This window comes from Ruegeria atlantica (assembly GCF_013032005.1).
Taxonomy (GTDB): domain Bacteria; phylum Pseudomonadota; class Alphaproteobacteria; order Rhodobacterales; family Rhodobacteraceae; genus Ruegeria; species Ruegeria atlantica_A.
The window spans coordinates 96,638-121,147 of the sequence record NZ_WQBE01000011.1 but is presented as its reverse complement, the minus strand read 5'-3'; the positions used below and the strand labels follow the sequence as shown (position 1 = coordinate 121,147).

Genomic DNA, 24,510 nt, shown 5'->3' with positions numbered 1-24,510 from the left:
AAAACTCAAGCTCGCTTAGGGGAGGCTTTGATGCTGGACGATCCGAAAACACTCGTTTCCACCGAATGGCTTGCCGCCCATATCAAGGATCCTGATTTACGGATTCTGGACGGGTCGTGGTATCTGCCGCAACAGGGGCGGGATGCTAAGGCGGAATATGATGCCGCCCATATTCCCGGCGCGCGGTTCTTCGATATCGATGATATTTCCGATCAGCGTTCGGACTTGCCGCATATGGCACCACCGGTCGAAAAATTCATGTCGCGCTTGCGGGCGATGGGTGTGGGGGATGGACATCAGGTCGTGGTCTATGACGGTGCCGGGCTGATGTCTGCGGCGCGGGTCTGGTGGCTGTTTCGGCTGATGGGTCAGGAAAACGTCGCCGTTTTGGACGGCGGCTTGCCGAAATGGCAGGCTGAGGGTCGCGAAATTGAAGACCTGCCGCCGATCATTCGGGATCGCCATATGACCGTACGAGTGCAAAACCATTTGGTACGGGATGTGACGCAGGTATCGGCCGCAGCCAAACTCGCCGATCATGAGATTATCGATGCCCGGTCCGCCGCCCGTTTTGCCGGAACTGCGGCTGAGCCGCGCGAGGGCCTGCGGTCGGGGCATATTCCGGGGTCGCGCAACGTGCCTTTTGACCTGTTGTTGAACAAGAATGGTACGATGAAATCGCCCGACGATTGCCGCGCTGTGTTCGAAGCCGCAGGTGTGGACCTGTCAAAGCCCGCGATCACATCCTGCGGGTCGGGCGTGACCGCCGCCATCCTCAGCCTGGCGTTGGAACGCTTGGGCAAGAAAGATCATTCGCTTTATGACGGCTCCTGGGCTGAATGGGGTGCCTTCCCGACCCTGCCCGTCGCAACCGGAGAGAACTGATGTTCGAGAACCTCAAACCGCAGCCTGCTGACAAAATTCTGGCACTGGTGCAGATGTACCGCGAAGACCCGCGCGATCAGAAGATCGACTTGGGCGTCGGCGTCTACAAGAATGCCGAAGGCGTGACCCCGGTGATGCACGCGGTGAAGGCCGCCGAAAAGCGCATTCTGGAAGAGCAGGAAAGCAAAGCCTATACCGGTCTGGCCGGTGACCCGGCTTATGCGGATGCGATGATCGGCTTGATCCTGGGCACGTCTGTGCCACGCGGTAACATCGCTGCCGTGGCCACCCCGGGCGGCACCGGAGCCTGCCGTCAGGCGTTCGAATTGATCCGCATGGCCAACCCATCGGCGCGCGTTTTCGTGTCGAACCCGACATGGCCGAACCACTTGTCGATTCTGAACTATCTGGGAATGGAGATGGTCCCCTATCGCTATTTCGATGGCGATACCCGTGGCGTCGATTTCGATGGCATGATCGAGGATCTCAAGACGGCCAAGGCGGGTGACGTGGTGCTGTTGCACGGCTGCTGCCACAACCCGACCGGCGCCAACCTGAACATTGTGCAGTGGCAAGAGGTCGTGAACCTGATCAACGAACGTGGTCTGGTTGCGATGATCGACATTGCCTATCAGGGCTTTGGCGACGGTCTGGAGGCGGACGCGCAGGCGGTCCGTCTGGTGGCCTCGTCGGTCAAGCGCTGCCTGATCGCGGCGTCGTGCTCGAAGAATTTCGGCATCTACCGCGAACGTACCGGCCTGTTGATGGCGATCAGTGATGATGCGGCGCAGACAGCCTTGAACCAGGCTACGCTGGCCTTCCTGAACCGCCAGAACTATTCCTTCCCGCCCGATCACGGTGCACGCGTGGTGACCACCATCTTGAATGACGATGCCCTGCGCGCCGATTGGGCTGCCGAGCTCGAAGATGTGCGCCTGTCCATGCTGGGCCTGCGTCAGCAACTGTCGGATGAATTGCAACGGCTCAGCGGCTCGGACCGCTTTGGTTTCATTGCTCAGCACCGCGGCATGTTCTCGCGCCTGGGTGCGGCTCCGGAACTGGTCGAGAAACTGCGCGACGATCACGGTATCTACATGGTCGGCGACAGCCGCCTGAACATCGCCGGCCTGAACGCGACCACCGTGCCAATTCTGGCCAAGGCGATTGTCGACGTCGGGGTTTGAAATCCCGCAGTTTTAAAAAATGAAAACCCGGACGCGAACGCCCGGGTTTTTTGTTTGAGAGTGGTTGACTCTTAGCCTTTTGAAAACTCGGGATACGCTTCCATACCCAGTTCCGCCATGTCGAGGCCGTTGATCTCGTCCTCTTCGCTGACGCGGATGCCGACGGTGGCTTTCAGGATCATCCACAGGATCAGGGCTCCGACAAAGGTGAAGACACCGTAGGCAATGATGCCGGTCAATTGTGTGATCAGCGTGGCCTCGCCGTAGAAGATGACGGCGATGGTGCCCCAGATACCGCAGAACAGGTGAACCGGGATGGCACCGACCACGTCGTCGATCTTGAACTTGTCCAGCATCGGAACCGCAAAGACCACGATGATACCGCCCACGGCGCCGATCCACAGCGCACCGAACAGGGTCGGGGCCAGGGGCTCGGCCGTGATCGACACCAAACCGGCCAGTGCGCCGTTCAGCACCATGGTCAGGTCAGGCTTTTTGTACAACAGCTGAGTCATGATCAGCGCCGCGACAGCTCCCGAAGCGGCGGCCATGTTGGTGTTGGCAAAGATGCGCGACACGTCCGAGACATCCCCCACGGTGCCCATAGCCAATTGCGAGCCGCCGTTGAAGCCGAACCAGCCCAGCCACAGGATGAACGTTCCCAGGGTTGCCAGCGCCAGGTTCGAACCCGGGATCGGGTGGACTTTGCCGTCTTTGTTATACTTGCCGATGCGCGGGCCCAAGATGATGGCCCCGGCTAAAGCCGCCCAGCCGCCGACCGAATGCACCACGGTCGACCCGGCAAAGTCGGAAAAGCCTTGTGCGTCCAGCCAGCCGCCGCCCCATTTCCACGACCCGGTGATCGGGTACATGATACCGGTCAGCACAACGACAAAAGCCAGGAAGGGCCATAGCTTGATGCGTTCAGCCACAGCACCCGAGACGATCGACGCGGTTGCGGCAACGAAGACCAGTTGGAAGAAGAAATCCGAACCGATTGAGGCATAATCCAGAGCCGCTGCATCGGCGCCGACGCCAACGGGATCAAGCACGGTGGTTGAGAAGAACGGACCCAGCCAGCCGGAGATGGACCAGCCATCGCCCGGATACATCAGGTTGAAGCCGATCAGCCAGTACATGATCGCGGCAATCGAAAATAACGCCACATTCTTGATCATCTGCATGGCCACGTTCTTGGAACGCACCAGCCCGCCTTCCAGCATGGCAAAGCCAGCAGCCATGAAGAAAACGAGGAAGCCGCCCATCAGGAACAGCAGAGTGGTAAAGATATACTGGGTGTGCAGCGCGGCCTCGCCTTCGACGGCAGCCTCTTGCGCCAGACCCATCTGCGGCAGCGCGACAATCGCCGCGGCAGGGATGAGAGATTTCATCAGGTTCATAGTCAGTCCTCGAATTTTTGGAATGGAGGGCACTTAAAGCGCCTCTTCGTTCATTTCCCCGGTCCGCACGCGCAGGGCCTGCTCAACATCGAGGACGAAAATCTTGCCGTCGCCGATCTTGCCGGTTCGGGCGGTTTTGGTGATGGTTTCGACGATCTGGTCGGCCATCGTGGCAGGCACCACAATCTCCAACTTGATTTTGGGCACGAAATTCACTGCGTATTCAGCGCCGCGATAGATTTCTGTGTGACCAGATTGAGAGCCAAAGCCCTTGATCTCGGTCACCATCATGCCTTGCAGGCCTGCGTCGGTCAGTGCCTCGCGCACCTCTTCAAGCTTGAACGGCTTGATTGTCGCAATAATCAGTTTCACGTTGGTCCCCTCTGCGGTCCGGTCTGTTTGCACCTGCAGAAAAAAGAGCGTGCCTGACCGCAGTAAGGAACGGGTAAGGAGGGACGACGCCGGGTGAATGCGTGGGGAAGTGCACAATTTTTGCACAAAAAGTGACAATTGAGCAATAAATAGGCACGCTATAGAGGGTGATTGCCGGAATTTCAGACCTCTACTTCACCGGCGTGGCATTGTATTGTGCCTCAAAACGATAACCGGGCAGAGTTTGAGCATGACTGAGTCCAGGCGCCGAAAGGCACCGCTTGTCGCGGATAAAAGGTACCCGTCGAAAGGGCGCAAGCCCGCGGCGACCAAACGCACCGCGAAACCCGCGGGCAAGAAGGCGGCCGCGCGCAAAACGACGACGCGCAAGACCACGCGTAAGAAAGCGCGCCGGAAATCCGGTGGCGGTGGTGGGGGAATTTTCCGCCGTTTCTTCCGGTGGGTCTGGCGGTTGATCTGGGGCATAACCTGGCGCGTCGGCGCGGTGGTTGCGATGCTGTTGGCGCTGGCTGTTGGAGTTGTCTACACCACGCTGCCAGATGTGAATGAACTGCTGGACGGTCGGGCGCGGGGGTCGGTCACGCTGTTGGACCGCAACGGCAAGGTCTTTGCCTGGCGCGGGGATCAGTTCGGCGGGGTGATCACGGCGGGCACTGTTTCACCGCACCTCAAAAACGCTGTCGTCGCCACCGAGGATAAGCGGTTTTATCGCCATTTCGGCGTCAGCCCCCGAGGTGTGGCCAGTGCTGTGCGCATCAACCTGAGCGAGGGGCGCGGGCCGCTGTCAGGCCATGGCGGATCAACCATCACGCAGCAGACCGCCAAGCTGCTCTGCTTGGGCGTGCCGTATGTGCCCAGCGAATGGGAGTCCGAGGCTGCGTATGAATCCGATTGCCGTCAGGGGTCGCTGTGGCGCAAGGCCAAGGAAGCGGTCTATGCGATTGCGATGGAGGTCAAGTATTCCAAGGATGAGATTCTGACCATCTATCTCAACCGCGCGTTCCTTGGTGCCGGTGCCCGCGGGTTCGAGGCCGCAAGCCAGCGCTATTTCGGTATCTCTGCAGCCGAGGTGAACCCGGCGCAGGCGGCGATGCTGGCCGGTCTGCTGGTGGCCCCCACGCGTTATGCGCCCACGAACAACCTGCAACGCTCGCAGGATCGGGGGCGTCTGGTGCTGGGGCTGATGGAGGCGCAGGGCTATCTGACAACCGCGCAGGCCAGCAGTGCCCGCAGCAACCCCGCACAACTGTCCGAGGCCGCAGCAGCACGGGCCGGCGGGTATTTCGCCGATTGGGTCATTACCGAGCTGCCCAGTTACTTTGGGGCAGATACCACGGATGATGTGGTGATCAAGACGACCCTGGACCAGCGCTTGCAGAAATCGGCAGAAGAAGCGCTGAAATACATCTTTCAGGAGAAGGTCCGCGAAGGGTCCAAGGCGCAGGCCGCAATTGTGGTGATGTCGGCAGACGGCGCCGTACGCGCCATGGTCGGCGGGCGCCAGACGCGGGTCTCGGGTGCGTTCAACCGCGCCACGCAGGCATTGCGCCAGACCGGGTCGTCCTTCAAGCCGTTTGTCTATGCCACTGCTTTGGAGCTGGGCTATTCACCGCTGGATACGGTTGTGGATGAGCCCTATTGCGTCAACATTCCAGGGTCCGGTCAGTGGTGTCCCAAGAACTATACCCACAAGTTCTATGGTCGGGTCACGCTGGCAGATGCACTGAAGAATTCACTTAACATCCCGGCAGTGAAAGTGGCCGAAGTTGCCGGTCTGGATAATGTCCGCACGGTCGCCAGTGAGTTCGGTATCGACAGCGATCTGGCGCAGGGGCCGGCCTTGGCGCTGGGCGCGTCGGAAAGCACGCTGATCGAGATGACCGGTGCCTATGCCGGTATCCTCAATGGCGGCTCGGCCGTGGAACCCTATGGCCTGTCAGAGTTGAAGTTGCTGGAGGATGATACGCCGGTGATGGTGACCAGTTCGGGCATTGGTGAGCGGGTGATCAACGACAAGGCCGCCAAGCAGCTGACCTGGATGATGCAGCGTGTGGTGTCCGAGGGGACCGGCGCACGGGCGCAACTGCCGGGCTGGCAGGTGGCCGGTAAGACAGGCACGACGCAGGCGGCGCGGGATGCGTGGTTTATCGGATTTACAGCGGATTACGTGGCCGGTGTCTGGATGGGTTATGACGACAACACACCCCTGTCCGGAGTTACCGGGGGTGGGCTGCCCGCAGAGATCTGGAAAGAAACCATGCTGCGCGTGACCGAAGGTATGACACCCACACCGCTGCCGATGCTGGCCCCGGATCCACCTAAACAGGTGGCACAGCCGCAGCGACAACGCCGCAGGCAGGGTGGGTTTGAAAATGCCATCAATAATCTGCTGAACAATATATTCGGCAACTGATGCACCAATAAAAAAGGCGGTGCGCGTGGCACCGCCTTTTATTTGTCTGATGTGAAAGCGGATCAGAGGCTGCTGTCCAGCGCTGCCAGAATCGCGTCACCCATTTCGGTGGTCGAGACCGGCTGAACACCCTCATCGGCCAGCAGATCGCCGGTGCGGACACCGTCAGCCAGAACCTTCTCGATCGCGGCCTCCAGTCGATCCGCCTCTTCGCCCTGATCAAAGCTATAGCGCAGCGCCATGGCAAAGCTGAGGATACAGGCGATCGGATTGGCTTTGCCCTGACCCGTGATATCGGGGGCCGAGCCGTGGACCGGTTCGTACATCGCCTTGGGGCGGCCATTGGCCATCGGTGCCCCCAAGGACGCCGATGGCAGCATGCCCAGCGAGCCGGTCAGCATCGCGGCACAATCCGACAGGATGTCGCCGAACAGGTTATCGGTCAGGATCACGTCAAACTGTTTGGGTGCGCGCACCAGCTGCATCGCGCCGTTGTCGGCATACATGTGCGACAGCTCGACCTCGGGGTATTCCTTGGCCACACGGTCCACGACCTCGCGCCACAGGATGCCCGATTCCATCACGTTGGCCTTCTCCATCGAGCAGACCTTTTTGTTCCGGCGCATCGCCAGTTCAAAGGCCGAGCGCGCGGCGCGTTCGATCTCGGATTCGGTATAGCGCTGGGTGTTGATACCGACGCGCTCATTGCCTTCTTCGAAGATTCCGCGGGGTTCGCCGAAATAGACGCCCGAGGTCAGCTCGCGCACGATCATGATATCAAGACCGGCGACGATGTCTTTTTTCAGCGACGAGAAATCGGCCAGCGCGTCAAAGCACTGTGCAGGGCGCAGGTTGGAATACAGGTCCATTTCCTTGCGCAGACGCAGCAACCCGCGTTCGGGCTTGAGGCTGAAATCCAGATCGTCGTATTTCGGACCACCAACAGCGCCCAGCAGAACGGCGTCAACTTCCTGCGCCTTGGCCATGGTCTCGTCCGAAAGTGGCTTGCCGTGCGCGTCATAGGCCGCACCGCCCACCAGATCCTCGCTCACGTCAAAGTGAAGGCCGCGCTTTTCGCCGAACCAATCGATTACTCTGCGCACTTCGGCCATGACTTCGGGGCCAATTCCGTCTCCGGGCAGGATGAGGAGCGAGGGGTTGGACATGAAGGATCTCCTTGCGTTTCGTCGCAAAGGCCCTAGCGTCTGCGCCGCATCGGGTCAATGAGACGATCCGGCCAATTCACGAGGAAAACACATGTTGATACCGGGAAACCCCGTTCCTGAGCTGAAAATTGAAACCATAAGCCATGGACGTTTCGATCTGGATACTGGCAAGGGCGAAAATGGGACGTTGGTGATTCAGTATCGCGGCCTGCACTGTCCGATCTGTATCAAGCAGATGGCCGAGGTCGAAGCGGCGCTGGATGAATTTGCCGAGCTTGGTATCGAAGTGATCATGATCACCACAGACACGGCCGAGCGCGCCGCGGAAACGGCCGAGAAAGCCGGTGTTTCGCGGCTGCGTGTGGGGCACAGCCTGCCAATGGCTGCGGCGCGAGATGATTGGGGGCTGAACATCTCAACCGCGCGCGAAGGCAGCGCCGAACCTGACCTGTTCGCCGAACCAGGTCATTTCTTCATCGCCCCGAATCGAATGCTTTATTATGCGTGGCAACAGACCACACCCTTTGCCCGACCTGCCATGTCCGACATTGTTGGCGGTCTGAAATTCACTCTGGGCAACAACTACCCGCCGCGCGGCACCTATACCGGCGCGCTTTAAAGGCTGGCCTTCAACCCGTCCGCCAGCAAATCCCAGACCCTGCGAATGCGCGGGGTCTGACGCATGGCCTGCGGTGCGGCCAGCCAGACTGGCAATGTCTGAACATCAACATCCAGCGGTATTATTTCGACATCCGGATCAGCCTTTGCCACTTCGATCTGGGTAAAGCCGATTCCGCATCCCGCACGGACCAGTTGCCAATATGCGCTTTGCAGGTCACAGCGGGTGGCGAAGCTGTCCCTGCTGGCGGGCCACCCTCGCGCGCGCATCTTAGTGATGATCTGTTCATTGGCGTCAAAGCCTACCAGATCGTGGTCGAACAGTTCTTCGGGGCGTGTTGGCCACCCGGCGCGATCCAGATAAGTGCGGGCCGCGCAAAAACACAGATGCACATCCCCAAGATAGCGCGAGATCAGGTCCATCTGTTCCGGGCGATACATGCGCACGGCAATGTCGGCCTCGCGATACAGCAGGTTTTCGATCGTGTCCGTTGCCACCAGTTCCAGTTGAATGGCCGGCTCCTGGGCCCTGATCTGTGCCAGAATTGGTGGCAGCAGATGATGCGATGCAAAGACCGAGGCGGTGATGCGCACCGTCCCCTCCAGTTGCTGTGCCTGACCTGCCGCCGTCAGGCTGAATGACGTCATCGCTGAATGCATCTGTTGCGCCATCGGCAGCAGTTGCGCCCCAACATCGCTGAGCTTCAGGCCGCGGGCATGCCGGTCGAACAAGGACACGCCCAGCTCATCCTCAAGCGCGTGGATTTGGCGGCCCAGCGTAGGTTGGCTTCGGTCCAGCTGCCGCGCTGCTGCCGAAAGCGAGCCGGTCTGAGCCACGGCCAGAAAGCTTTGGATCAAAGACCAGTCGGCATGAGTAAGAGATTTGTCCATTCATAAATGAATACACGTTCCGAGTCTGGCGGCAATAACAGAAGTTAAATGAATGGATCAGTGCGAAAGCTGCTTGGGCGCAGCAATGTCGACCCAGACCAACCGGTGTCTGCTGGCCTGTTCGGCGGCGATGCGCAGAGGCGTGCCCGGTTTGGGCCAGAACACCCCCGCTGCGGTAACTTGCAGGTCGGCCGAGGGCAGCACGTAATCCACCCGCATTTCGCCCACCGCCTTCCAGACCACAGTAGTCTGGGACTCCAATGGTTGATCTGCGTGTGGGTCCTGCAAGCGCGGATCGGCCAGCAGCGCCTGTATTGCCTCTTTCCGCCCATCGCCGCGTGTCGGGTCCAGGTTGGCATCTCCGGCGATCACGAAGGGGCCTTGGGGCCTATGCCCCAATTTTCCGTCCAGAACTGCGGACCAAAGGCGGATTTCGTCGCGGTTGCGCAACCCGTTGCGGTCCTCGGGGCCGTCAAACACTGGTGGGGCGGCGTGAAATGTCATCAGATCCAGCGAACCAACGGGTGTGTCCACAGGTACGATCCAATGGGCCACGGCAGACAGGCGCTGAATGCGCTGGGCCTGTTCCGATGGGAAGGGGCCGTCTTCCGTCACTGGCAATTGCGCGCCCGGTAGGTCGCGCCACAGCAGATCCGTAAACTGCTGCACAGTGTCGGTGCGGATAGGGTGCCGTGACAGCACCGCAAGCCCACCCTGACCGGTGAAACGACCCCAGCCCTGCGCGTCTGCCGGGCCATGGGTGCGCCCGTCTCCGTTCAGATCCAAAGCGGTCTCAAGCCCTGCATTGGGCTGGGCGGCGAAGTGATGGGGATAGTCCAGTCCAGCGGTCCGCAACAGATCGACCAAAGCAGTCAAAGCCTGCCCGTCCATATCCCAGTCGATGCCTTGCAAGCTGACGATATCTGGTCGGGCGGCGACCAGAACGTCGACCACCGCCTGTACCTGTGGATCGCCGCGCCGGATATCGCGCAGCAACAGACCAGGCCCGTCGCGGTTAAGTTCAGTGTTGAAGGTGGCAATGCGCAGCGTTTCTGCCTGTGCCATTACCGGCAACAGCAACAGAAGAAGAATGCGGATCATGCGGCCTGTGTGGACTCAGCCGTGGAATAGGCGCGGCGCTTTTCAACGATCAGATTGGCGATGCGCAATGTCGCCATGCCGCGCATGATCATTGAGGCGGGCAGGAAGGCCCAGGCGCTCATGGTCCAGATCATGGTCTGAGGATTGCTCAGCGAGATCGGGTTGGCATAGTCAGTCAGCAATTTGATCAGCGCTGGAATCAGGAATGGCAGCAGCACCCCGATCGAGATATTCAGGCGCCCGTCCCGTTGCAGGCGGGTGACGACGTCCCCGCCCTTGGTCGGGTCAAACAGAGGCAGGTTGGTCCAGACGTTGAACGCACCGTTGCCGGTAGGCCAGCCGCGCATCTTCACCGCATAGGCAAAGCTGGCAATGGTCACTAGCGCGGCAACATAAGCCACACTGGCTGAGATACGCACCAATTCGATCAGCGGCGCGTTGGCATCGGCGGGCAGCACCAGCACAACCAGCCGAACCGGCGAATAAGGGAAATCGACAACATTGGCGATGCCCAGCCCCAACGCATAGAAAAGCCCGGTCAGATCGCTGGGCGCATAGGCGTTTTTGCAGATCAGCGTCAGGAAAGTGATCATCGACATCAACCCGACAAAACGCAGGCGGTTCACAGGTGGTGCGTCGCGGAATTCGATAAAGCTGGGAAAGGCCGAGTTATATTCAGCAAACGTCAGAAAGAATGCGAGAATGGCGAGAAAGACGACAATCTCGGTGCCATTCGTTGACGATACGGGCAAGTACAACGCGGGGGTTAGCACCATCAGTGCAACCATTATTCCCCGAATTGCCGCCCCAGTTGTGCGCGCAATCACTATCCGAACCCTTTCCAAACCGGAGTAGCCGATTCTGTGCCGACTTACGTTCCAACTTGTGCCCGCCGCGTAATTATTTGACGGATGCCTCTGTCTCGCCAACATTGACGATAAGCGACATTTCGCTCAAGCCAGGGTGCAGAAAACACGTACTTTCGGGCAAAATGATGGCGCAACTGGTGCGGGATTGCATCATTTTCGACGCAAATCCGACGTGTATCTCAATTTGATACCTACATCTTGTGGTTTTCGAGCTTTTAACCCCAAGAATGCGAATGGGGCCGCCGAAGCGACCCCATTAGGTTGAGTGTCCACAGATTCATCCACAGAATCACACCCAGGGGCGGGCCTGGCCTGCGTGATCCTCGAATTTGTCGATGTGATGGTCTTTTTCCATCGTGAGGCCAATATCGTCCAAACCGTTCAGCAGGCAGTGTTTGCGGTGTGGGTCGACGTCAAACTCGATCACGACGCCATCCGATGTTGTGATCTGCTGATCTTCCAGATGCACGGTCATGCGGGCGTTCTGACCCTTATGGGCATCTTCCATCAGCAGCGCGTGATGTTCTTCTTCGACCACGATCGGCAGAATGCCGTTCTTGAAGCAGTTGTTGTAGAAGATGTCGGCAAAGCTGGTCGAGATCACCACCTTGATGCCGAAATCCTTGATTGCCCAGGGCGCGTGCTCGCGGGACGAGCCGCAGCCGAAATTGTCGCCTGCCACCAGAATCTCGGTTTCACGATAGGCGGGTTGGTTCAGGACGAATTCTTCGTTCTCCTGCCCGTCATCGTGATAGCGCATCTCATCAAACAGCACGACGCCAAGGCCGGACCGTTTAATGGTTTTCAGATGCACTTTCGGAATGATCATATCGGTGTCGATATTGATCAGTGGCATTGGGGCAGCCACCCCGTGGACTTTGTCAAACTTTTCCATGTTCACACTCCTGCGGGAGAAGGCTGCGCCCGTGCCCCGCGTTTAAGCCTGTTTCGCTTCTATTGTTTCGTCTTTGGGTGCGTTCTTGATGAAGAGCGCCATGAAGACCAATCCGAACCCGTTGAACAGCATCTCAATGCCCAGGAAGATCCCCAGAATGCTCAGCAGAGCCTGGGGTTCCTTGCCCACATACGTCCAGATGATAGCGGCGAGGACGATCGACAAGATGCCCGAGATCATCGTGGGCCAGAAAAACTGCGTTCCTTTCATTTGGAACGACAGAATGACCCGCGCGATGCCGCCTGCCATAAACAGAACCAGCATCACCGTCGCCAAGGTCAAGGTCCCCTGCAGCGGGTGATCCAGGAAAGACCAGCCCAGAAACAGCATCACCACACCCATGATGAGAGACAGGATCTTGTTGCCGGTGCCTTCGACGGTGAACCCGCCGACAACCTGCAACGCGCCTGCAATCAGCAGCAACACCCCGGTCACCACCGTCACCGCAACTGAAGCTGCAATCGCATTGCCCAGCGCAAAGACGCCAAATGCTATCGACAGCAGCCCCAGCAGGAACCATTTGATCCAGTCACTCATGTGTTCAATCCCTCAAATATCTAGATATGAGGAGACTTTACATCAATTCACGGACGTCTGTCAGCCGTCCCGTAATTGCCGCAGCGGCAGCCATTGCCGGGCTCAGCAGGTGGGTGCGTCCGCCCCGGCCCTGACGTCCTTCGAAGTTGCGGTTCGAGGTTGCGGCACAGCGTTCCCCCGGTGCCAGCTGATCCGGATTCATCGCCAAGCACATCGAACACCCAGCCAGACGCCATTCAAAGCCTGCTGCTTTGAAGATATCCGCCAGACCCTCTTCTTCGGCCTGCGCGCGCACCAGGCCCGAGCCGGGAACGATCATGGCCCGCAGACCATCTTTGATCTTTTTGCCCTTCAGAATTTCGGCGGCAGCGCGCAGGTCTTCGATCCGGCCATTGGTGCAGGACCCGATAAAGACGGTGTCAATTTCCACATCGCTCAGCTTTTGGCCCGCTTCCAGGCCCATATATTCGATCGAACGACGGGCCGCCTCGACCTTGCCGCCTTCGAAATCCTCGGGGTTCGGCACGGTCGCGGTGATCGGCAGGACGTCTTCGGGGCTGGTGCCCCATGTGACGACTGGCGCAATGTCTTCGCCGCGCAGAGTGATAACCTTGTCAAAATGCGCGTCTTCGTCGGTGTAGAGCGTTTTCCACCAGTTCAAAGCCGCTTCCCATTGCGCACCCTTCGGCGCGTGGGGGCGTCCTTTGACATATTCATATGTGGTCTCGTCCGGCGCGATCAGGCCGGCACGCGCGCCGCCTTCGATGGCCATATTGCAGACGGTCATGCGGCCTTCCATCGACAGATCACGGATCGCTTCGCCACAATACTCGATGACATAGCCGGTGCCGCCAGCCGTACCGGTCTCACCAATCACGGCCAGAGTGATGTCCTTGGCGGTCACGCCTGGCTGCAATTTGCCGGTGATCTCGACCTTCATGTTCTTGGATTTCTTCTGGATCAGAGTCTGTGTGGCCAGAACATGCTCGACCTCAGACGTACCGATACCGTGGGCCAGCGCTCCAAACGCGCCATGGGTGGCGGTGTGGCTGTCGCCGCACACAACGGTCATGCCGGGCAGGGTCCAGCCCTGTTCCGGGCCGACGATATGCACGATGCCCTGACGGACATCATGCACTGGGTAATAGTGAATGCCGAAATCCTTGGCGTTCTTGTCCAACGCTTCGACCTGAATGCGCGATTCCGGGTTTTCGATCCCGTTCACGCGATCCGGTGTAGTCGGAACGTTGTGATCCGGCACGGCGATGGTTTTTTCCGGGGCGCGCACCTTGCGGCCCGCCATGCGCAGGCCTTCGAACGCCTGCGGGCTGGTCACTTCGTGGACCAGGTGGCGGTCGATATACAGCAGGCAGGTGCCATCATCGGCTTCGTGCGCGACATGGGCATCCCAGATTTTGTCATAGAGTGTTTTGGGGGACATTGGTCCTCTCCCGTATTTAAATGAGAAATAGCTGGCGAGTGGCTGGACGCGCCTTATAGGCGGGCCAGAACCGTGCGGGCGGCCCCAAAGAACCGTTCACGCAGGCGCGTGCGGTCTTGCAACGTGGGTGCAGGGGCCAGATTGAGTCTCATGCGCACCAGATATATCGGGCTTTGCTGTCAATCAAGGTTCAATCCGGTGTCAGACTTGCATCATTGTGCAACGCTGTCCAAGCTGGAACCATGAATCAGGACCTGATCCCCAGCTCGCTGTCGGACCTTTATGAAAACATGGTCGCGGGCTTTTCCGTGCAATTCGAAAACCTTGTCGAACTGATTGTCACCCCCGGTTGGCGACAGCACCAGTTGGTCATCATTGTTGTTCTTTGGGGGTTGGCCCTCCTTTTGAAATTGGCAACGCAAGGCCGGTGGGAGACCTGGGCCCGGTCCCGCTCGGGCTGGCCAAAATGGCGGCTTCGTACATTGGTACAGTTAATGCAGCGCCTGACGCTGGTTTATTTCGTGGTGATGTCCTGGGCGTTGTATCTGTTGATGCAGCAAGTCACCTGGCCGTCGCGCAGTTACATTATCGGTGTGTTTGCGACTTTGGCCTTGGCATGGCTGGCCATTGCCCTGGTGGCGCGGCTGGTGCGCAACCGGACCCTGCGGCGGATATTCAAATGGGCCATGTGGGTCTATGCAACACTGATTGCGCTGAATCTGACCGATGACGTGGCCGATTTTCTGGACGGGGTAGCGATTTCCATTGGCGATCTGCACATCTCGGCGCTGGGGATCATCAAGGCGGTTCTGCTGATCGGTATTTTGCTGACGCTGGCCCGTATTGGCACCCGCGCGGCTGAGCGGGGGCTGATGAACAATGACGATATCACCCCATCCATGCAGGTGTTGTTGGCCAAGGGCATTCAGGTGCTGCTGTATGGCGCTGTCTTTCTGGCAGCCATCCGCACGCTTGGGTTTGACCTGACCGGTATTGCGCTGCTGTCCGGTGCGATTGGTGTGGGGATCGGGTTCGGGCTGCAAAAGGTGGTGTCCAACCTGATATCCGGGATCATCATCCTGATGGACCGGTCGATCAAGCCGGGCGACGTGATCTCGTTGGGCGACACGTTCGGCTGGATCAATGCGCTGGGCGCGCGTTATGTCTCGGTCGTGACGCGGGACGGGCGGGAATACCTGATTCCGAACGAGGATCTGATCACCAATCAGGTGGTGAACTGGTCGCATTCCGACAAATTCGTGCGATTGGACCTGGAGTTCGGCACCAGCTACGACGACGACCCGCATAATGTCCGTGCAACGGCCATCGGTGCGGTCAAATCCGTGACGCGCGTGTTAAGTGGCGGTAAGCACGAGCCGGTCTGCCACATCACCGGGTTTGGTGACAGCAGCGTGGATTACGTCCTGCGGTTCTGGATCAGTGACCCGACCAAGGGCCTGACCAATATACGCGGCAATGTCTATCTGGCCCTGTGGGATGCGTTTAAATCCAAAGGTATTTCCATCCCTTTCCCACAGCGCGAGGTTCGGTTGTTGTCCGACGCAGCCACGCAACAGGTCGCCAAAGAGTGATCCCCTGTGCGCCCCGCATAGCGGCGTTTCATTGAAATGTTGCATTCCCCTTGTTACCTTATTAGTACCCCGGCGCCGGGGTTTTACGGCGCGCAGCAAAGGAGGACTATGTTCTGTCTCTACATACCCAGGCGGGTTTGCCCGCCGATGACCGGGCCAATGTAATGGCTCACTCTCAGTCAATCAGCGACAAGCTGCTTGAACGTATCCTTTCCTCACTTTCCGATGACAAGGCCGAAGATGTCGTGCAGATCAACCTGCAAGGCAAGTCCTCGGTTGCGGATCACATGGTGATTGCCTCGGGTCGGTCGACCCGTCAGGTCTCGGCCATGGCGGAAAAGTTGACGGATCGCATCAAGCAGGAATTCGGTTTCACCTCGAAGGTCGAAGGCAAGGATGCCGGCGACTGGGTGTTGATCGATACGGGCGACGTGATCGTCCATATCTTCCGCCCCGAAGTGCGTGAATTCTATCAGCTGGAAAAGATGTGGCTGCCTCAGGGCGGCAGCGCCTCGGCGAACTGAGGCGCCATCCCGGCCTGCATTAACAGGTCGGCGGCGAGAGAAATATGCGTATAAGCATTTGTGCGGTCGGGCGATTGCGTGCCGGACCGGAGAAGTCCCTGCTTGATGATTACCTGACCCGATTTGACCGGACCGGCCGCGCGCTGGGCCTTGGTCCTGCGCGGGTGATCGAGGTTGAGGACAAGAAAAACGCAGGCATGGGGGCGGAAGCCGCGCTGCTGCGTAAGGCTCTGCCCAAGGGCGCAGTGATCTGCACACTGGACGAGCGGGGGCGGGTGATGTCCTCGCCGGATTTTGCCAAGAAACTGGGCGGATGGCGCGATGCCGGGCGTCAGGATTTGGCGCTGATCATTGGCGGGGCGGACGGAATAGACCCTAATCTGCGGGACGAGGCCGATTTTTCTATCTCATTCGGGTCAATGGTCTGGCCCCATATGCTGGTCCGTGTGATGCTGGCCGAGCAACTGTACCGGGCTGCAACCATCCTGTCGGGCGGCCCTTACCACCGGGTCTGACATGGCGCAGCTTTTGATCGTCTACCATTCGCGCACCGGCGGCGCCCGGCAAATGGCCGAAGCCGCGGCTGAGGCCGCGCATGATGAGGCTGAAACCATCCTGAAACCCGCCGATCAGGCCGGACCGGACGATCTCCTGCGCGCCGATGGCTACCTGTTCTGCGCGCCCGAGAATCTGGCCGCGATTTCGGGTTTGATGAAAGAGTTTTTCGACCGCAGCTATTATCCCGTACTGGGCAAGATCGAAGGCCGTCCCTATGCCCAGATGGTGTGCGCCGGGTCCGATGGCGAGAACGCCGCGCGCCAAATGGCCCGGATCGCAACCGGCTGGCGGTTGAAAGAGGTGCAACCGCCCCTGATCATCTGTACCCAAGCTCAATCGCCCAAGGCGATCTTGGCGGAAAAGACCATCCCTGGTGATCAACTGGAAAAATGTCGCGAAATCGGCGCCGCCTTGGCCGCAGGTCTGAGTCTGGGTGTTTTCTGACTCTCAGTTCAGATCAACAACCGTGGTGCCTTCGTTCCAGCCATCCACATTGCACCGTGCCTGAACCTGCACTTGAGTAGCGCCCTTGGGAATCACGACACCACTGAGTGAACGGGTAAAGGGCTGCTCATTCTCATGTGGATGGTGCAACACGCGCATGCCCAGCTCGTCGCCGTCCATATCCAGCACGCGCCAGCCATCGGCGTAATGATCCCAGCCAGTATCGGGATGGCGGATCGTCACGTCGAATCGCCAGGTATCGCCGCTCTGACGGGCTGAGACATTCTCGATCACCGACGGATCGGCAAGGGCAGGGCTGGCCAGAAAGGCACTGAGAATCAGGTATCGCATGCGCTGACCATAGGGTGTGCGACGCACCCGCGTCATCACGAACCTGTGTTGGGTGGCAGGTCCATCAGGATCGATCGTGAATGCGAGGCAAATTCCCGCCGGTACAACACGCCAAAGGTGACGGTGGTGCCGATGATCAGGGCAACCGGCCCCAATATCCATGTCACCGAGGCCAGCGCAAAATAGGTCGCTCGAAGGGCACGGTTGAAGCTGCGCGCGGCGGTAACGCAAATCTCGGCGGCTTGCGCGGCGCGGGGATAGGCCTGCGGGTCTTCGGGGTCATTGGGCACGGCGGCCATCAGCACCCCGCAATAGCCGAACAGGCGATGCGCCCAGACATACTTCAGAAACGCGTTGGACAGAAATGCCAGTACAATCAGAATCTTGATCTCCCAGACCAAGGCCGGGGCGCTGCCTATGGCCAGATCCTGCGCCACTCCGGCCAGACGTTCGGTATTGCCCAGCAAGGCCAGCCCGCCGCCAATGGCAATCATCGTGGTCGAGGCGAAAAACGTGCTGCCCTGCCGCATGGTGCCAACCATCTGCGCATCAAACATGCGCGGTTGGCGCGTTACCATCTCGTGCATCCAGTTGCGGCGAAAATCATCCATCATCATCGTGACGGAGTTTTTGCGCGGTGAAGGGTTGTCGATCCGCCAGCCGATCCACTGCCAGGCACAAAACAGCAGCAAAATGGCCGCATAGTCGAGTGGTGAAAACACCAGGGCGCGTTCAATCCAGGTCATGGTCGCGACACTACGCGCGGCCAAGAGAACTTGCCAGATGTAGAAATTGGTAATATTAATTTACCAAACCGGAGGGCTCGCCATGGACATGCCAACGCCAAACCCAGATATTCTGCGCCGCAGGGACGCCGTTTTGCAGCAATTGCTGGAGGTTTTGCCCCAAGATGCCGTGATCCATGATGCTGCTGAAACCCTCGCGTATGAATGCGATGCGCTGACGGCGTATAAATGTCCTCCGATGCTGGCGGTGCTGCCGGCGACCACGCAACAGGTCTCGGACGTGCTGCGCATCTGCCATGCCGAAGGCGTGCCGGTTGTGCCGCGCGGTTCGGGCACGTCTCTGGCGGGCGGGGCATTGCCGACGGCGGATTGCGTCATTCTGGGCATCGCCCGCATGAACGAGGTGTTGGAGACCGATTATGACAATCGCTATATCCGCGTTCAGACCGGCCGCACCAATCTGAGCGTGACCGGGGCCGTTGAGGAAGAGGATTTCTTCTACGCCCCCGATCCTTCGTCACAACTGGCCTGCGCCATCGCGGGCAATGTCGCGATGAATTCCGGCGGGGCGCATTGCCTGAAATACGGTGTGACGACCAACAACTTGTTGGGCGTGACCATGGTATTGATGGACGGCAGTGTGGTTGAGATCGGCGGCGCGCATCTGGATGCAGGTGGATTGGACCTGCTGGGGGTGGTTTGCGGCTCGGAAGGGCAATTGGGTGTCGTGACCGAAGCAACGCTTCGCATACTGCGCAAACCCGAGGGCGCTCGGCCGGTTCTGATTGGTTTCGACGACAACGAAGTCGCCGGGCATTGTGTCTCGGATATTATCAAATCGGGCATTCTGCCCGTCGCGATCGAGTTTATGGACACGCTGTGCATCAGGGCTTGTGAGAATTTTGCCAAAGCAGGCTATCCCGATTGCACGGCGCTGCTGATCATCGAGGTCGAAGGGTCCGAGGCTGAGATCGACTATCAACTGTCGAAGATCGTCGAGATTGCCAAACGCCATAACCCGGTGGAAATTCGCGAAAGCCAATCGCCCGAGGAAAGCGCCAAGATTTGGTTGGGCCGGAAATCGGCCTTTGGGGCCATGGGGCAGATGAACGACTATATGTGTCTGGACGGTACGATCCCGGTCTCGTCCCTGCCCGAAGTGTTGCGCCGGATCGGCGAGATGAGCCAAGACTACGGCCTGCCCGTCGGTAATGTGTTTCATGCGGGTGATGGTAACATGCACCCTCTGATCCTGTTCGACGCCAACAAACCCGGTGATCTTGAGAAATGCGAGGCGTTTGGCGCCGACATTCTGCGGCTATGCGTTGATGTAGGCGGCTGCCTGACGGGTGAACACGGGGTAGGCGTGGAAAAGAGGGATTTGATGACACATCAATACGCGCCGCAAGACCTGGAAGCACAGATGGCGATCAAGGATGTGTTTGATCCGAAATGGTTGCTGAACCCCGCCAAAGTGTTCCCTCTGGACGCGTCAGCATCCCGGCGCGATGTGCGTTTGGCTGCGGAATAATAGGCTCTAACACAAAAGATATGCGATGAAACCCAAGACGGAAACCGAACTGGCCGAGATGGTGGCCGGACTGAGCCATCCGGTGCGTATTGCCGGTGGTGGCACCCGTGGTATTGGCGGGCCAGACGCAACCATTCACACCGCGGGCCTAAGCGGAATAACCCTGTATGAACCCGGCGCGCTGACCCTTGTGGCGCAGGCCGGCACACCCTTGGCCGAAATTGAGGCCGCTCTGGAGGCAGAAGGCCAGCAATTGCCGTTTGAGCCTATGGATCATCGTGGTCTGCTGGGCACGGGCGGAGAGCCCACCATCGGCGGTGTCGTGGCGGCCAATATCTCGGGCCCACGGCGTATTCAAGCCGGGGCCTGCCGGGATTTCCTGCTGGGTGTGCGATATGTCGATGGCAAGGGGCAGATGATCAAAAACGGTGGCCGGGTGATGAAAAACGTTACCGGATACGATCTGGTCAAATTGATGGCAGGGTCCTGGGGCACGTTGGGGATTTTAACCGAAGTGTCGCTGAAAGTGCTGCCAAAGCCCGAATCCACCGCGACCTTGGCTGTACAGGTCGCTGATGCTGAAGACGCAGTGCAAGCCATGTCCGCAGCACTGAAATCTCCATTTGAGGTCAACGGGGCCGCGTATGACCCTCAAGATGGGCGCACCTATTTGCGGATCGAGGGGTTTTCCGATTCGGTGTCCTATCGCTTGGGCCAACTGAGATCCGTATTGACCGGATTCGGTGAGGTCAAAGAAATCCCGGATCCTGCTGACCTGTGGCAAGACCTGCGTGATGTTAAGCCGTTTCAGAGTCTAGACGGCGACGTCTGGCGGATTTCGGTCAAGCCAAGCGACGCGCCCGATGTTTCGATGCATCTGGCAGCGGACCAGCTTTTGTTCGATTGGGGCGGGGGCCTGATCTGGGCGCGGGTCTCACAGGGAACTGATCTGCGCGCACGTTTGGGTGCATTAGACGGCCACGCAACACTGGTACGGGCTGGAGCAGATACAATAGAAATTTTGGGTCAATTTCAGCCTGAACTTGCGGAAGTTAAGGCTCTAACACGGGGATTAAGACAGCGTTTTGATCCACGCGGCCTCTTCAATCCGGGCCTGATGGGATAAATTGATGCAGACGACGTTTACCGAAGAACAGCTGAAGGACCCGGCGATCCAGCGCGCGAATGAAATTCTGCGTAGCTGTGTGCATTGCGGGTTCTGTACTGCCACCTGCCCCACCTATCAGGTACTGGGCGACGAACTCGACAGCCCGCGCGGACGTATCTATCTGATCAAGGACATGCTTGAGAATGAGCGTGTGCCGGATGAAAAAACGGTACGGCATATCGATCGTTGTCTGTCCTGCCTGGCTTGTATGACAACCTGCCCGTCCGGCGTGCATTACATGCATCTGGTGGATCACGCGCGGGACTATATCGAACAGAATTACAAACGCCCCTTCAGTGATCGTGCGCTGCGCTGGATACTGGCGCAAATTCTGCCCTACCCGACACGATTCCGCTGGGCGCTACTTGGGGCGAAACTGGGCCGCCCGTTTCGCTTCCTCATGCCGGATGCGCGACTGCGGGCGATGTTGGATATGGCGCCCAAGCATATCCCTCCGGTCAGCCGAAATGACGACCCGCAAAGCTTTGTGTCCAAGGGACCGCGCAAGAAACGCGTGGCTTTGATGACAGGCTGTGCGCAAAAGGCGCTGAACACCGATATCAACGACGCAACCATTCGCCTGCTGACCCGGTTGGGGTGTGAGGTTGTGGTGGCCAAAGGGGCCGGGTGCTGTGGCGCGCTGACCCATCACATGGGCAAGACCGGCGACAGTCACAAAGCGGCCCAAGCCAATATCAAGGCCTGGACGGCCGAGATGGATGGCGGTGGACTGGACGCCATCGTTATCAACACCTCAGGTTGCGGCACGACGGTCAAGGATTACGGGCACATGTTCCGAAACGATCCGCTAGCAGAAGACGCCGCGCGGGTGGCGGATATCGCGATGGATGTCAGCGAATTGCTGATGCTTCTGGACCTTCCCGAAGGTACGAACCAGAACTTGACCGTTGCCTATCACGCGGCATGTTCTCTGCAGCATGGGCAACAGATCAAAACTCATCCCAAGACTTTGTTGAAAAAGGCTGGATTCACCGTATTAGAGCCTGCTGACAGCCATTTGTGCTGTGGCAGCGCTGGTACGTATAACCTGATGCAGCCGGAAATCTCGGGCCAGTTGAAGCAGCGCAAAGTGAAAACGCTTGAGGCCAAGAAGCCCGACATGATCGCGGCGGGCAATATTGGTTGCATGATGCAAATCGGCTCGGGCACAGATATTCCGGTTTTGCACACGGTTGAATTGTTGGACTGGGCCACCGGTGGCCCCAAACCACGGGCCTTGCAACCGGGTGATGGGGCACAGATTCCGATCCTCAGGTAAGCCTGGTTGATGCAGCAGCGCATCAGTTTTCGGACGAAACCAAACCCGGCACGGCTGCCCTATTTTCGCCCAACCACGACCGTAGGAAGGTGATCCAACAGCAACGCCGGAGAACCGCTTGCAAAACTGGATCAGGGCTTTAGCGCTGGCATTGATGCCGATAGCGGCCGCGGCGCAGGATAGTGGGCTAAAAAGCCTGGATACCACCGATGCCGGGCGGGCGTGGATGGCCGTTGGCCGTCTGGATATAAACGGATCGGGGTTTTGCACGGGTACGCTGATCTCACCTACTTTGGTGCTGACCGCCGCGCATTGCCTGTACGACAAAACAACCGGTCAGCGGATCGATCTGTCCGGGGTCGAGTTTTTGGCTGCGTGGCGTCTGGGCCGCGCGTCCGCCTATCGTGCGGCGCGGCAGGCGGTGGTGCATCCGGACTATCGCTATGACAACGAAACTTCGACGGCACGGTTGCGCAATGACATTGCACTGATCGAGTTGTGGCAACCCATTCGCAACACCACTGTGATCCCGTTTGAAACCGGCGATCGCCCCCGTCGTGGGGAAGAGGTGGGCGTTGTCTCGTACGGGCAAGACAGGGCCGAAGCCCCGGCGCTGCAAGAGGTCTGCTCGGTCATGACCCGCCGGTCAGAAGTTCTGGTGATGTCCTGCGATGTCGAGTTCGGCTCTTCGGGCGCGCCGGTTTTTTCCTTTGAGGGTGACCGCCCACGCATCGTGTCCGTGGTGGCTGCCAAGGCCGAGTTGAACGGCCAGCGCGTTGCCGTCGGTACCCCGGTCGAAGGGTCGCTGCGCCTGTTGCAAGCTGAACTGTCGGCTGGGCGCGGGTTTCTGGCTGCGCCCCCTGAGGGTACATCCAAAAGAAACATTGGCGCGAGGTTCATCAAGCCATGATACGAATTCTGCTGGGCACATTGTTATGCTTGTCTGTCTTGTCGACCGCATCCCATGCGCAAACCGCAAAACGCAAGCTGACGGATCGTGACGACCTTTATGGCTGGGAGGCGGTGGGCCGCCTGGATATCGGCAATAAGGGCTTTTGCACCGGCACGCTGATTGCACGGGATCTGGTTCTGACGGCGGCTCATTGTGCGTTGGATAAGGCCACCGGCCGGCCCTATAAACCCGGAGAAGTGACGTTTCGTGCCGGATTGAGCAACGGTAATTCTCTAGCCGACCGCAAAGTCATCCAGATCGCCACCCATCCGGATTTTGTGGCCAATGCGCCGGTCTCGGCACCGCGAGTTCGCATCGACGTGGCGCTGATGCGTCTGGATACCCCGGTCCCGCACGGCGTCGCCGATCCGTTTGCGTTGTACGAGGGACGGATCAACGACAACGAGATCAGCGTTGCATCCTACGGGCAAGGCCGATCCGAGGCAATTACGCGCCAGCGTTCGTGCAGCATCCTTCAACGCGGTCGCGGGCTGATCAGCTTTGACTGTGACGTAACCTTTGGGTCTTCGGGGTCGGCCATTCTGGCAAAAAAGGGACCGCGCTGGCAGATTCTGTCGGTTGTATCCGCGGGTGGTTTTGATGGTCGGCGCAAGGTCGGGTATGGCATGGAACTGTCTGGGATCGTTTCTGATTTGAAAGCTGACCTGCGCCGAGATGCACCCCAGCCCAAGGCCAAGATCCGCCGGTTGCAGGTGGGGTCGGACAAGTCCAGTTCCGGTGCCAAATTCATCTCATCCGACGGGTCTTGAACTCGTTCGAAATGCTCCCCATGTGAGTTGTACCGGGTCGCCGTGAACGGGGCCTGGCATGCTCAATCGCCCGTCCGAACGGAGGGCAAATCGTAGATCGCTCAGATATGAGGATATGACACATGCGTACTTTTGATTTTGCACCGCTGCACCGCGCAACCATTGGTTTCGACCAGATCGCAGACATGATGGACCGCGTTCTGACCAATGACGTGGCTCAGCCCAGCTATCCGCCTTACAACATCGAAAAAACCGATGCCGACACCTATCGCATCTCGGTCGCTGTCGCCGGTTTTTCGGAAAATGACCTGTCGGTTGAAGTGAAGGAAAACGCGCTGATCGTCGCCGGTAAGAAAGCCGCCGAAGACCAAGAGCGCAGCTACCTGCACCGTGGCATCGCCACCCGTGCATTCGAGCGCCGCTTTGCGCTGGCCGACCACGTGCGTGTTACCGGCGCGAACCACGAAAACGGCATGCTGAATATCGACCTGAAGCGCGAGGTGCCTGAGGCCCTGAAACCGCGCCGGATCGAGATCGCTTCGGCCAATGCCATTGAAAAGGATGTGGTCGACGCCAAAGCCGTGAACTAAGGCGGTCAACCCACACGCCGCGGCGATCTCCTCCTCTCTGGGTCGTCGCACCATGCGCCCCGCGTTCCTCCAGACGCGGGGCGTTGTTTTTTTAGCGCACCTAAGCAAACTCTTTTGGTCCACCAAAATTCTGGCAATCACTAAACACCGTG

The 24,510-nt window shown here is 58.9% G+C and carries 26 protein-coding genes; 14 read left to right on the top strand and 12 right to left on the bottom strand.

The features are described 5' to 3' along the window. The first annotated feature begins 30 nt into the window (after positions 1-30). Positions 31-885 carry a 3-mercaptopyruvate sulfurtransferase gene (gene sseA, locus GOX21_RS17775; RefSeq protein ID WP_170379352.1) on the top strand — a complete coding sequence of 285 codons (855 nt, stop codon included), beginning with the start codon at positions 31-33 and terminating at the stop codon, positions 883-885. Beyond that, complete coding sequence (locus tag GOX21_RS17770) at positions 885-2,069, top strand: aromatic amino acid transaminase (RefSeq protein WP_170379350.1); 1,185 nt, start codon at positions 885-887, stop codon at positions 2,067-2,069. Before sseA ends, GOX21_RS17770 begins: the two co-directional genes overlap by 1 nt. Positions 2,070-2,140: 71 nt before the next feature. Here the strand turns inward: GOX21_RS17770 and GOX21_RS17765 are convergent, their stop codons facing one another. Beyond that, positions 2,141-3,469, bottom strand: coding sequence for an ammonium transporter (locus GOX21_RS17765; protein WP_170379348.1), 1,329 nt, complete (start codon positions 3,467-3,469; stop codon positions 2,141-2,143). A gap of 33 nt (positions 3,470-3,502) precedes the next feature. Next, positions 3,503-3,841 carry a P-II family nitrogen regulator gene (locus GOX21_RS17760; RefSeq protein ID WP_170351849.1) on the bottom strand — a complete coding sequence of 113 codons (339 nt, stop codon included), beginning with the start codon at positions 3,839-3,841 and terminating at the stop codon, positions 3,503-3,505. A gap of 250 nt (positions 3,842-4,091) precedes the next feature. Here GOX21_RS17760 and GOX21_RS17755 point away from each other — a divergent pair, with 250 nt between their 5' ends. Next, positions 4,092-6,275 (top strand): transglycosylase domain-containing protein, encoded by a 2,184-nt coding sequence (locus GOX21_RS17755; protein ID WP_170379345.1) that lies wholly within the window; start codon positions 4,092-4,094, stop codon positions 6,273-6,275. Positions 6,276-6,337: 62 nt separating this feature from the next. On the opposite strand, the gene leuB is transcribed toward GOX21_RS17755, so the two are convergent. Further along, on the bottom strand, positions 6,338-7,441 hold the full coding sequence (leuB, locus tag GOX21_RS17750; RefSeq protein ID WP_170361851.1) for a 3-isopropylmalate dehydrogenase: 1,104 nt from the start codon (positions 7,439-7,441) through the stop codon (positions 6,338-6,340). 91 nt (positions 7,442-7,532) lie between these two features. Here leuB and GOX21_RS17745 point away from each other — a divergent pair, with 91 nt between their 5' ends. After that, complete coding sequence (locus tag GOX21_RS17745; protein ID WP_170379343.1) at positions 7,533-8,060, top strand: redoxin domain-containing protein; 528 nt, start codon at positions 7,533-7,535, stop codon at positions 8,058-8,060. Here GOX21_RS17745 and GOX21_RS17740 read toward each other — a convergent pair. The 7 genes from GOX21_RS17740 to GOX21_RS17710 form a co-directional block, all read right to left on the bottom strand. Beyond that, the gene (locus GOX21_RS17740) at positions 8,057-8,950 is read right to left on the bottom strand and encodes a LysR family transcriptional regulator (RefSeq protein ID WP_170379341.1); all 894 of its coding nucleotides are present in this window, start codon (positions 8,948-8,950) and stop codon (positions 8,057-8,059) included. The two genes, GOX21_RS17745 and GOX21_RS17740, sit on opposite strands and share 4 nt — an antisense overlap. A gap of 57 nt (positions 8,951-9,007) precedes the next feature. Continuing rightward, positions 9,008-10,051, bottom strand: a complete 1,044-nt coding sequence (locus tag GOX21_RS17735; RefSeq protein ID WP_170379339.1) for an endonuclease/exonuclease/phosphatase family protein — start codon at positions 10,049-10,051, stop codon at positions 9,008-9,010. Then, entirely contained in the window at positions 10,048-10,878 is an 831-nt protein-coding gene (locus GOX21_RS17730; RefSeq protein ID WP_170361854.1) for a hypothetical protein, read from the bottom strand. Before GOX21_RS17730 ends, GOX21_RS17735 begins: the two co-directional genes overlap by 4 nt. A 331-nt stretch (positions 10,879-11,209) precedes the next feature. Then, a complete protein-coding gene (gene leuD, locus GOX21_RS17725) occupies positions 11,210-11,815 on the bottom strand; it encodes a 3-isopropylmalate dehydratase small subunit (protein WP_170351856.1) in 606 nt (201 codons plus the stop codon). A 42-nt stretch (positions 11,816-11,857) separates the two neighbouring features. Next, the gene (locus tag GOX21_RS17720; RefSeq protein ID WP_170351857.1) at positions 11,858-12,412 is read right to left on the bottom strand and encodes an HdeD family acid-resistance protein; all 555 of its coding nucleotides are present in this window, start codon (positions 12,410-12,412) and stop codon (positions 11,858-11,860) included. A gap of 37 nt (positions 12,413-12,449) precedes the next feature. Further along, positions 12,450-13,853, bottom strand: a complete 1,404-nt coding sequence (gene leuC, locus GOX21_RS17715) for a 3-isopropylmalate dehydratase large subunit (protein WP_170379337.1) — start codon at positions 13,851-13,853, stop codon at positions 12,450-12,452. 53 nt (positions 13,854-13,906) lie between these two features. After that, a complete protein-coding gene (locus GOX21_RS17710; protein WP_170351859.1) occupies positions 13,907-14,005 on the bottom strand; it encodes an isopropylmalate isomerase in 99 nt (32 codons plus the stop codon). A 90-nt stretch (positions 14,006-14,095) separates the two neighbouring features. Between GOX21_RS17710 and GOX21_RS17705 the strand changes: the two genes are divergently transcribed. The 4 genes from GOX21_RS17705 (at position 14,096) to GOX21_RS17690 (ending at position 16,971) form a co-directional block, all read left to right on the top strand. Further along, positions 14,096-15,445: a mechanosensitive ion channel family protein gene (locus GOX21_RS17705; RefSeq protein ID WP_170351860.1), complete on the top strand. Its 1,350-nt coding sequence runs from the start codon at positions 14,096-14,098 to the stop codon at positions 15,443-15,445. Positions 15,446-15,609: 164 nt separating this feature from the next. Then, positions 15,610-15,969 (top strand): ribosome silencing factor, encoded by a 360-nt coding sequence (gene rsfS, locus GOX21_RS17700; protein WP_058276550.1) that lies wholly within the window; start codon positions 15,610-15,612, stop codon positions 15,967-15,969. Between the two features lie 44 nt (positions 15,970-16,013). Further along, a complete protein-coding gene (rlmH, locus tag GOX21_RS17695) occupies positions 16,014-16,484 on the top strand; it encodes a 23S rRNA (pseudouridine(1915)-N(3))-methyltransferase RlmH (RefSeq protein WP_170379335.1) in 471 nt (156 codons plus the stop codon). A gap of 1 nt (position 16,485) precedes the next feature. Further along, the gene (locus GOX21_RS17690; RefSeq protein ID WP_170379333.1) at positions 16,486-16,971 is read left to right on the top strand and encodes a flavodoxin family protein; all 486 of its coding nucleotides are present in this window, start codon (positions 16,486-16,488) and stop codon (positions 16,969-16,971) included. A 3-nt stretch (positions 16,972-16,974) separates the two neighbouring features. On the opposite strand, the gene GOX21_RS17685 is transcribed toward GOX21_RS17690, so the two are convergent. Together GOX21_RS17685 and GOX21_RS17680 are read right to left on the bottom strand one after the other, a co-directional pair. After that, positions 16,975-17,322, bottom strand: a complete 348-nt coding sequence (locus GOX21_RS17685; RefSeq protein WP_170379331.1) for a hypothetical protein — start codon at positions 17,320-17,322, stop codon at positions 16,975-16,977. Between the two features lie 35 nt (positions 17,323-17,357). Then, a complete protein-coding gene (locus GOX21_RS17680; protein WP_170379329.1) occupies positions 17,358-18,068 on the bottom strand; it encodes a DUF599 domain-containing protein in 711 nt (236 codons plus the stop codon). Between the two features lie 82 nt (positions 18,069-18,150). Between GOX21_RS17680 and GOX21_RS17675 the strand changes: the two genes are divergently transcribed. From GOX21_RS17675 to GOX21_RS17650, 6 genes are all read left to right on the top strand, one after another. Beyond that, positions 18,151-19,599, top strand: coding sequence for an FAD-linked oxidase C-terminal domain-containing protein (locus GOX21_RS17675; protein WP_170379327.1), 1,449 nt, complete (start codon positions 18,151-18,153; stop codon positions 19,597-19,599). Positions 19,600-19,624: 25 nt separating this feature from the next. Further along, positions 19,625-20,725, top strand: coding sequence for a glycolate oxidase subunit GlcE (gene glcE, locus GOX21_RS17670; RefSeq protein ID WP_170379325.1), 1,101 nt, complete (start codon positions 19,625-19,627; stop codon positions 20,723-20,725). A 4-nt stretch (positions 20,726-20,729) separates the two neighbouring features. Next, entirely contained in the window at positions 20,730-22,046 is a 1,317-nt protein-coding gene (glcF, locus tag GOX21_RS17665; protein ID WP_170379323.1) for a glycolate oxidase subunit GlcF, read from the top strand. A gap of 118 nt (positions 22,047-22,164) precedes the next feature. Continuing rightward, a complete protein-coding gene (locus GOX21_RS17660; RefSeq protein ID WP_254428605.1) occupies positions 22,165-22,956 on the top strand; it encodes a trypsin-like serine peptidase in 792 nt (263 codons plus the stop codon). After that, positions 22,953-23,768 (top strand): trypsin-like serine peptidase, encoded by an 816-nt coding sequence (locus tag GOX21_RS17655; RefSeq protein WP_170379321.1) that lies wholly within the window; start codon positions 22,953-22,955, stop codon positions 23,766-23,768. The genes GOX21_RS17660 and GOX21_RS17655 overlap by 4 nt, the downstream gene beginning before the upstream one ends. A gap of 122 nt (positions 23,769-23,890) precedes the next feature. Then, positions 23,891-24,358 (top strand): Hsp20 family protein, encoded by a 468-nt coding sequence (locus GOX21_RS17650; protein ID WP_170351869.1) that lies wholly within the window; start codon positions 23,891-23,893, stop codon positions 24,356-24,358. Positions 24,359-24,510 lie beyond the last annotated feature (152 nt).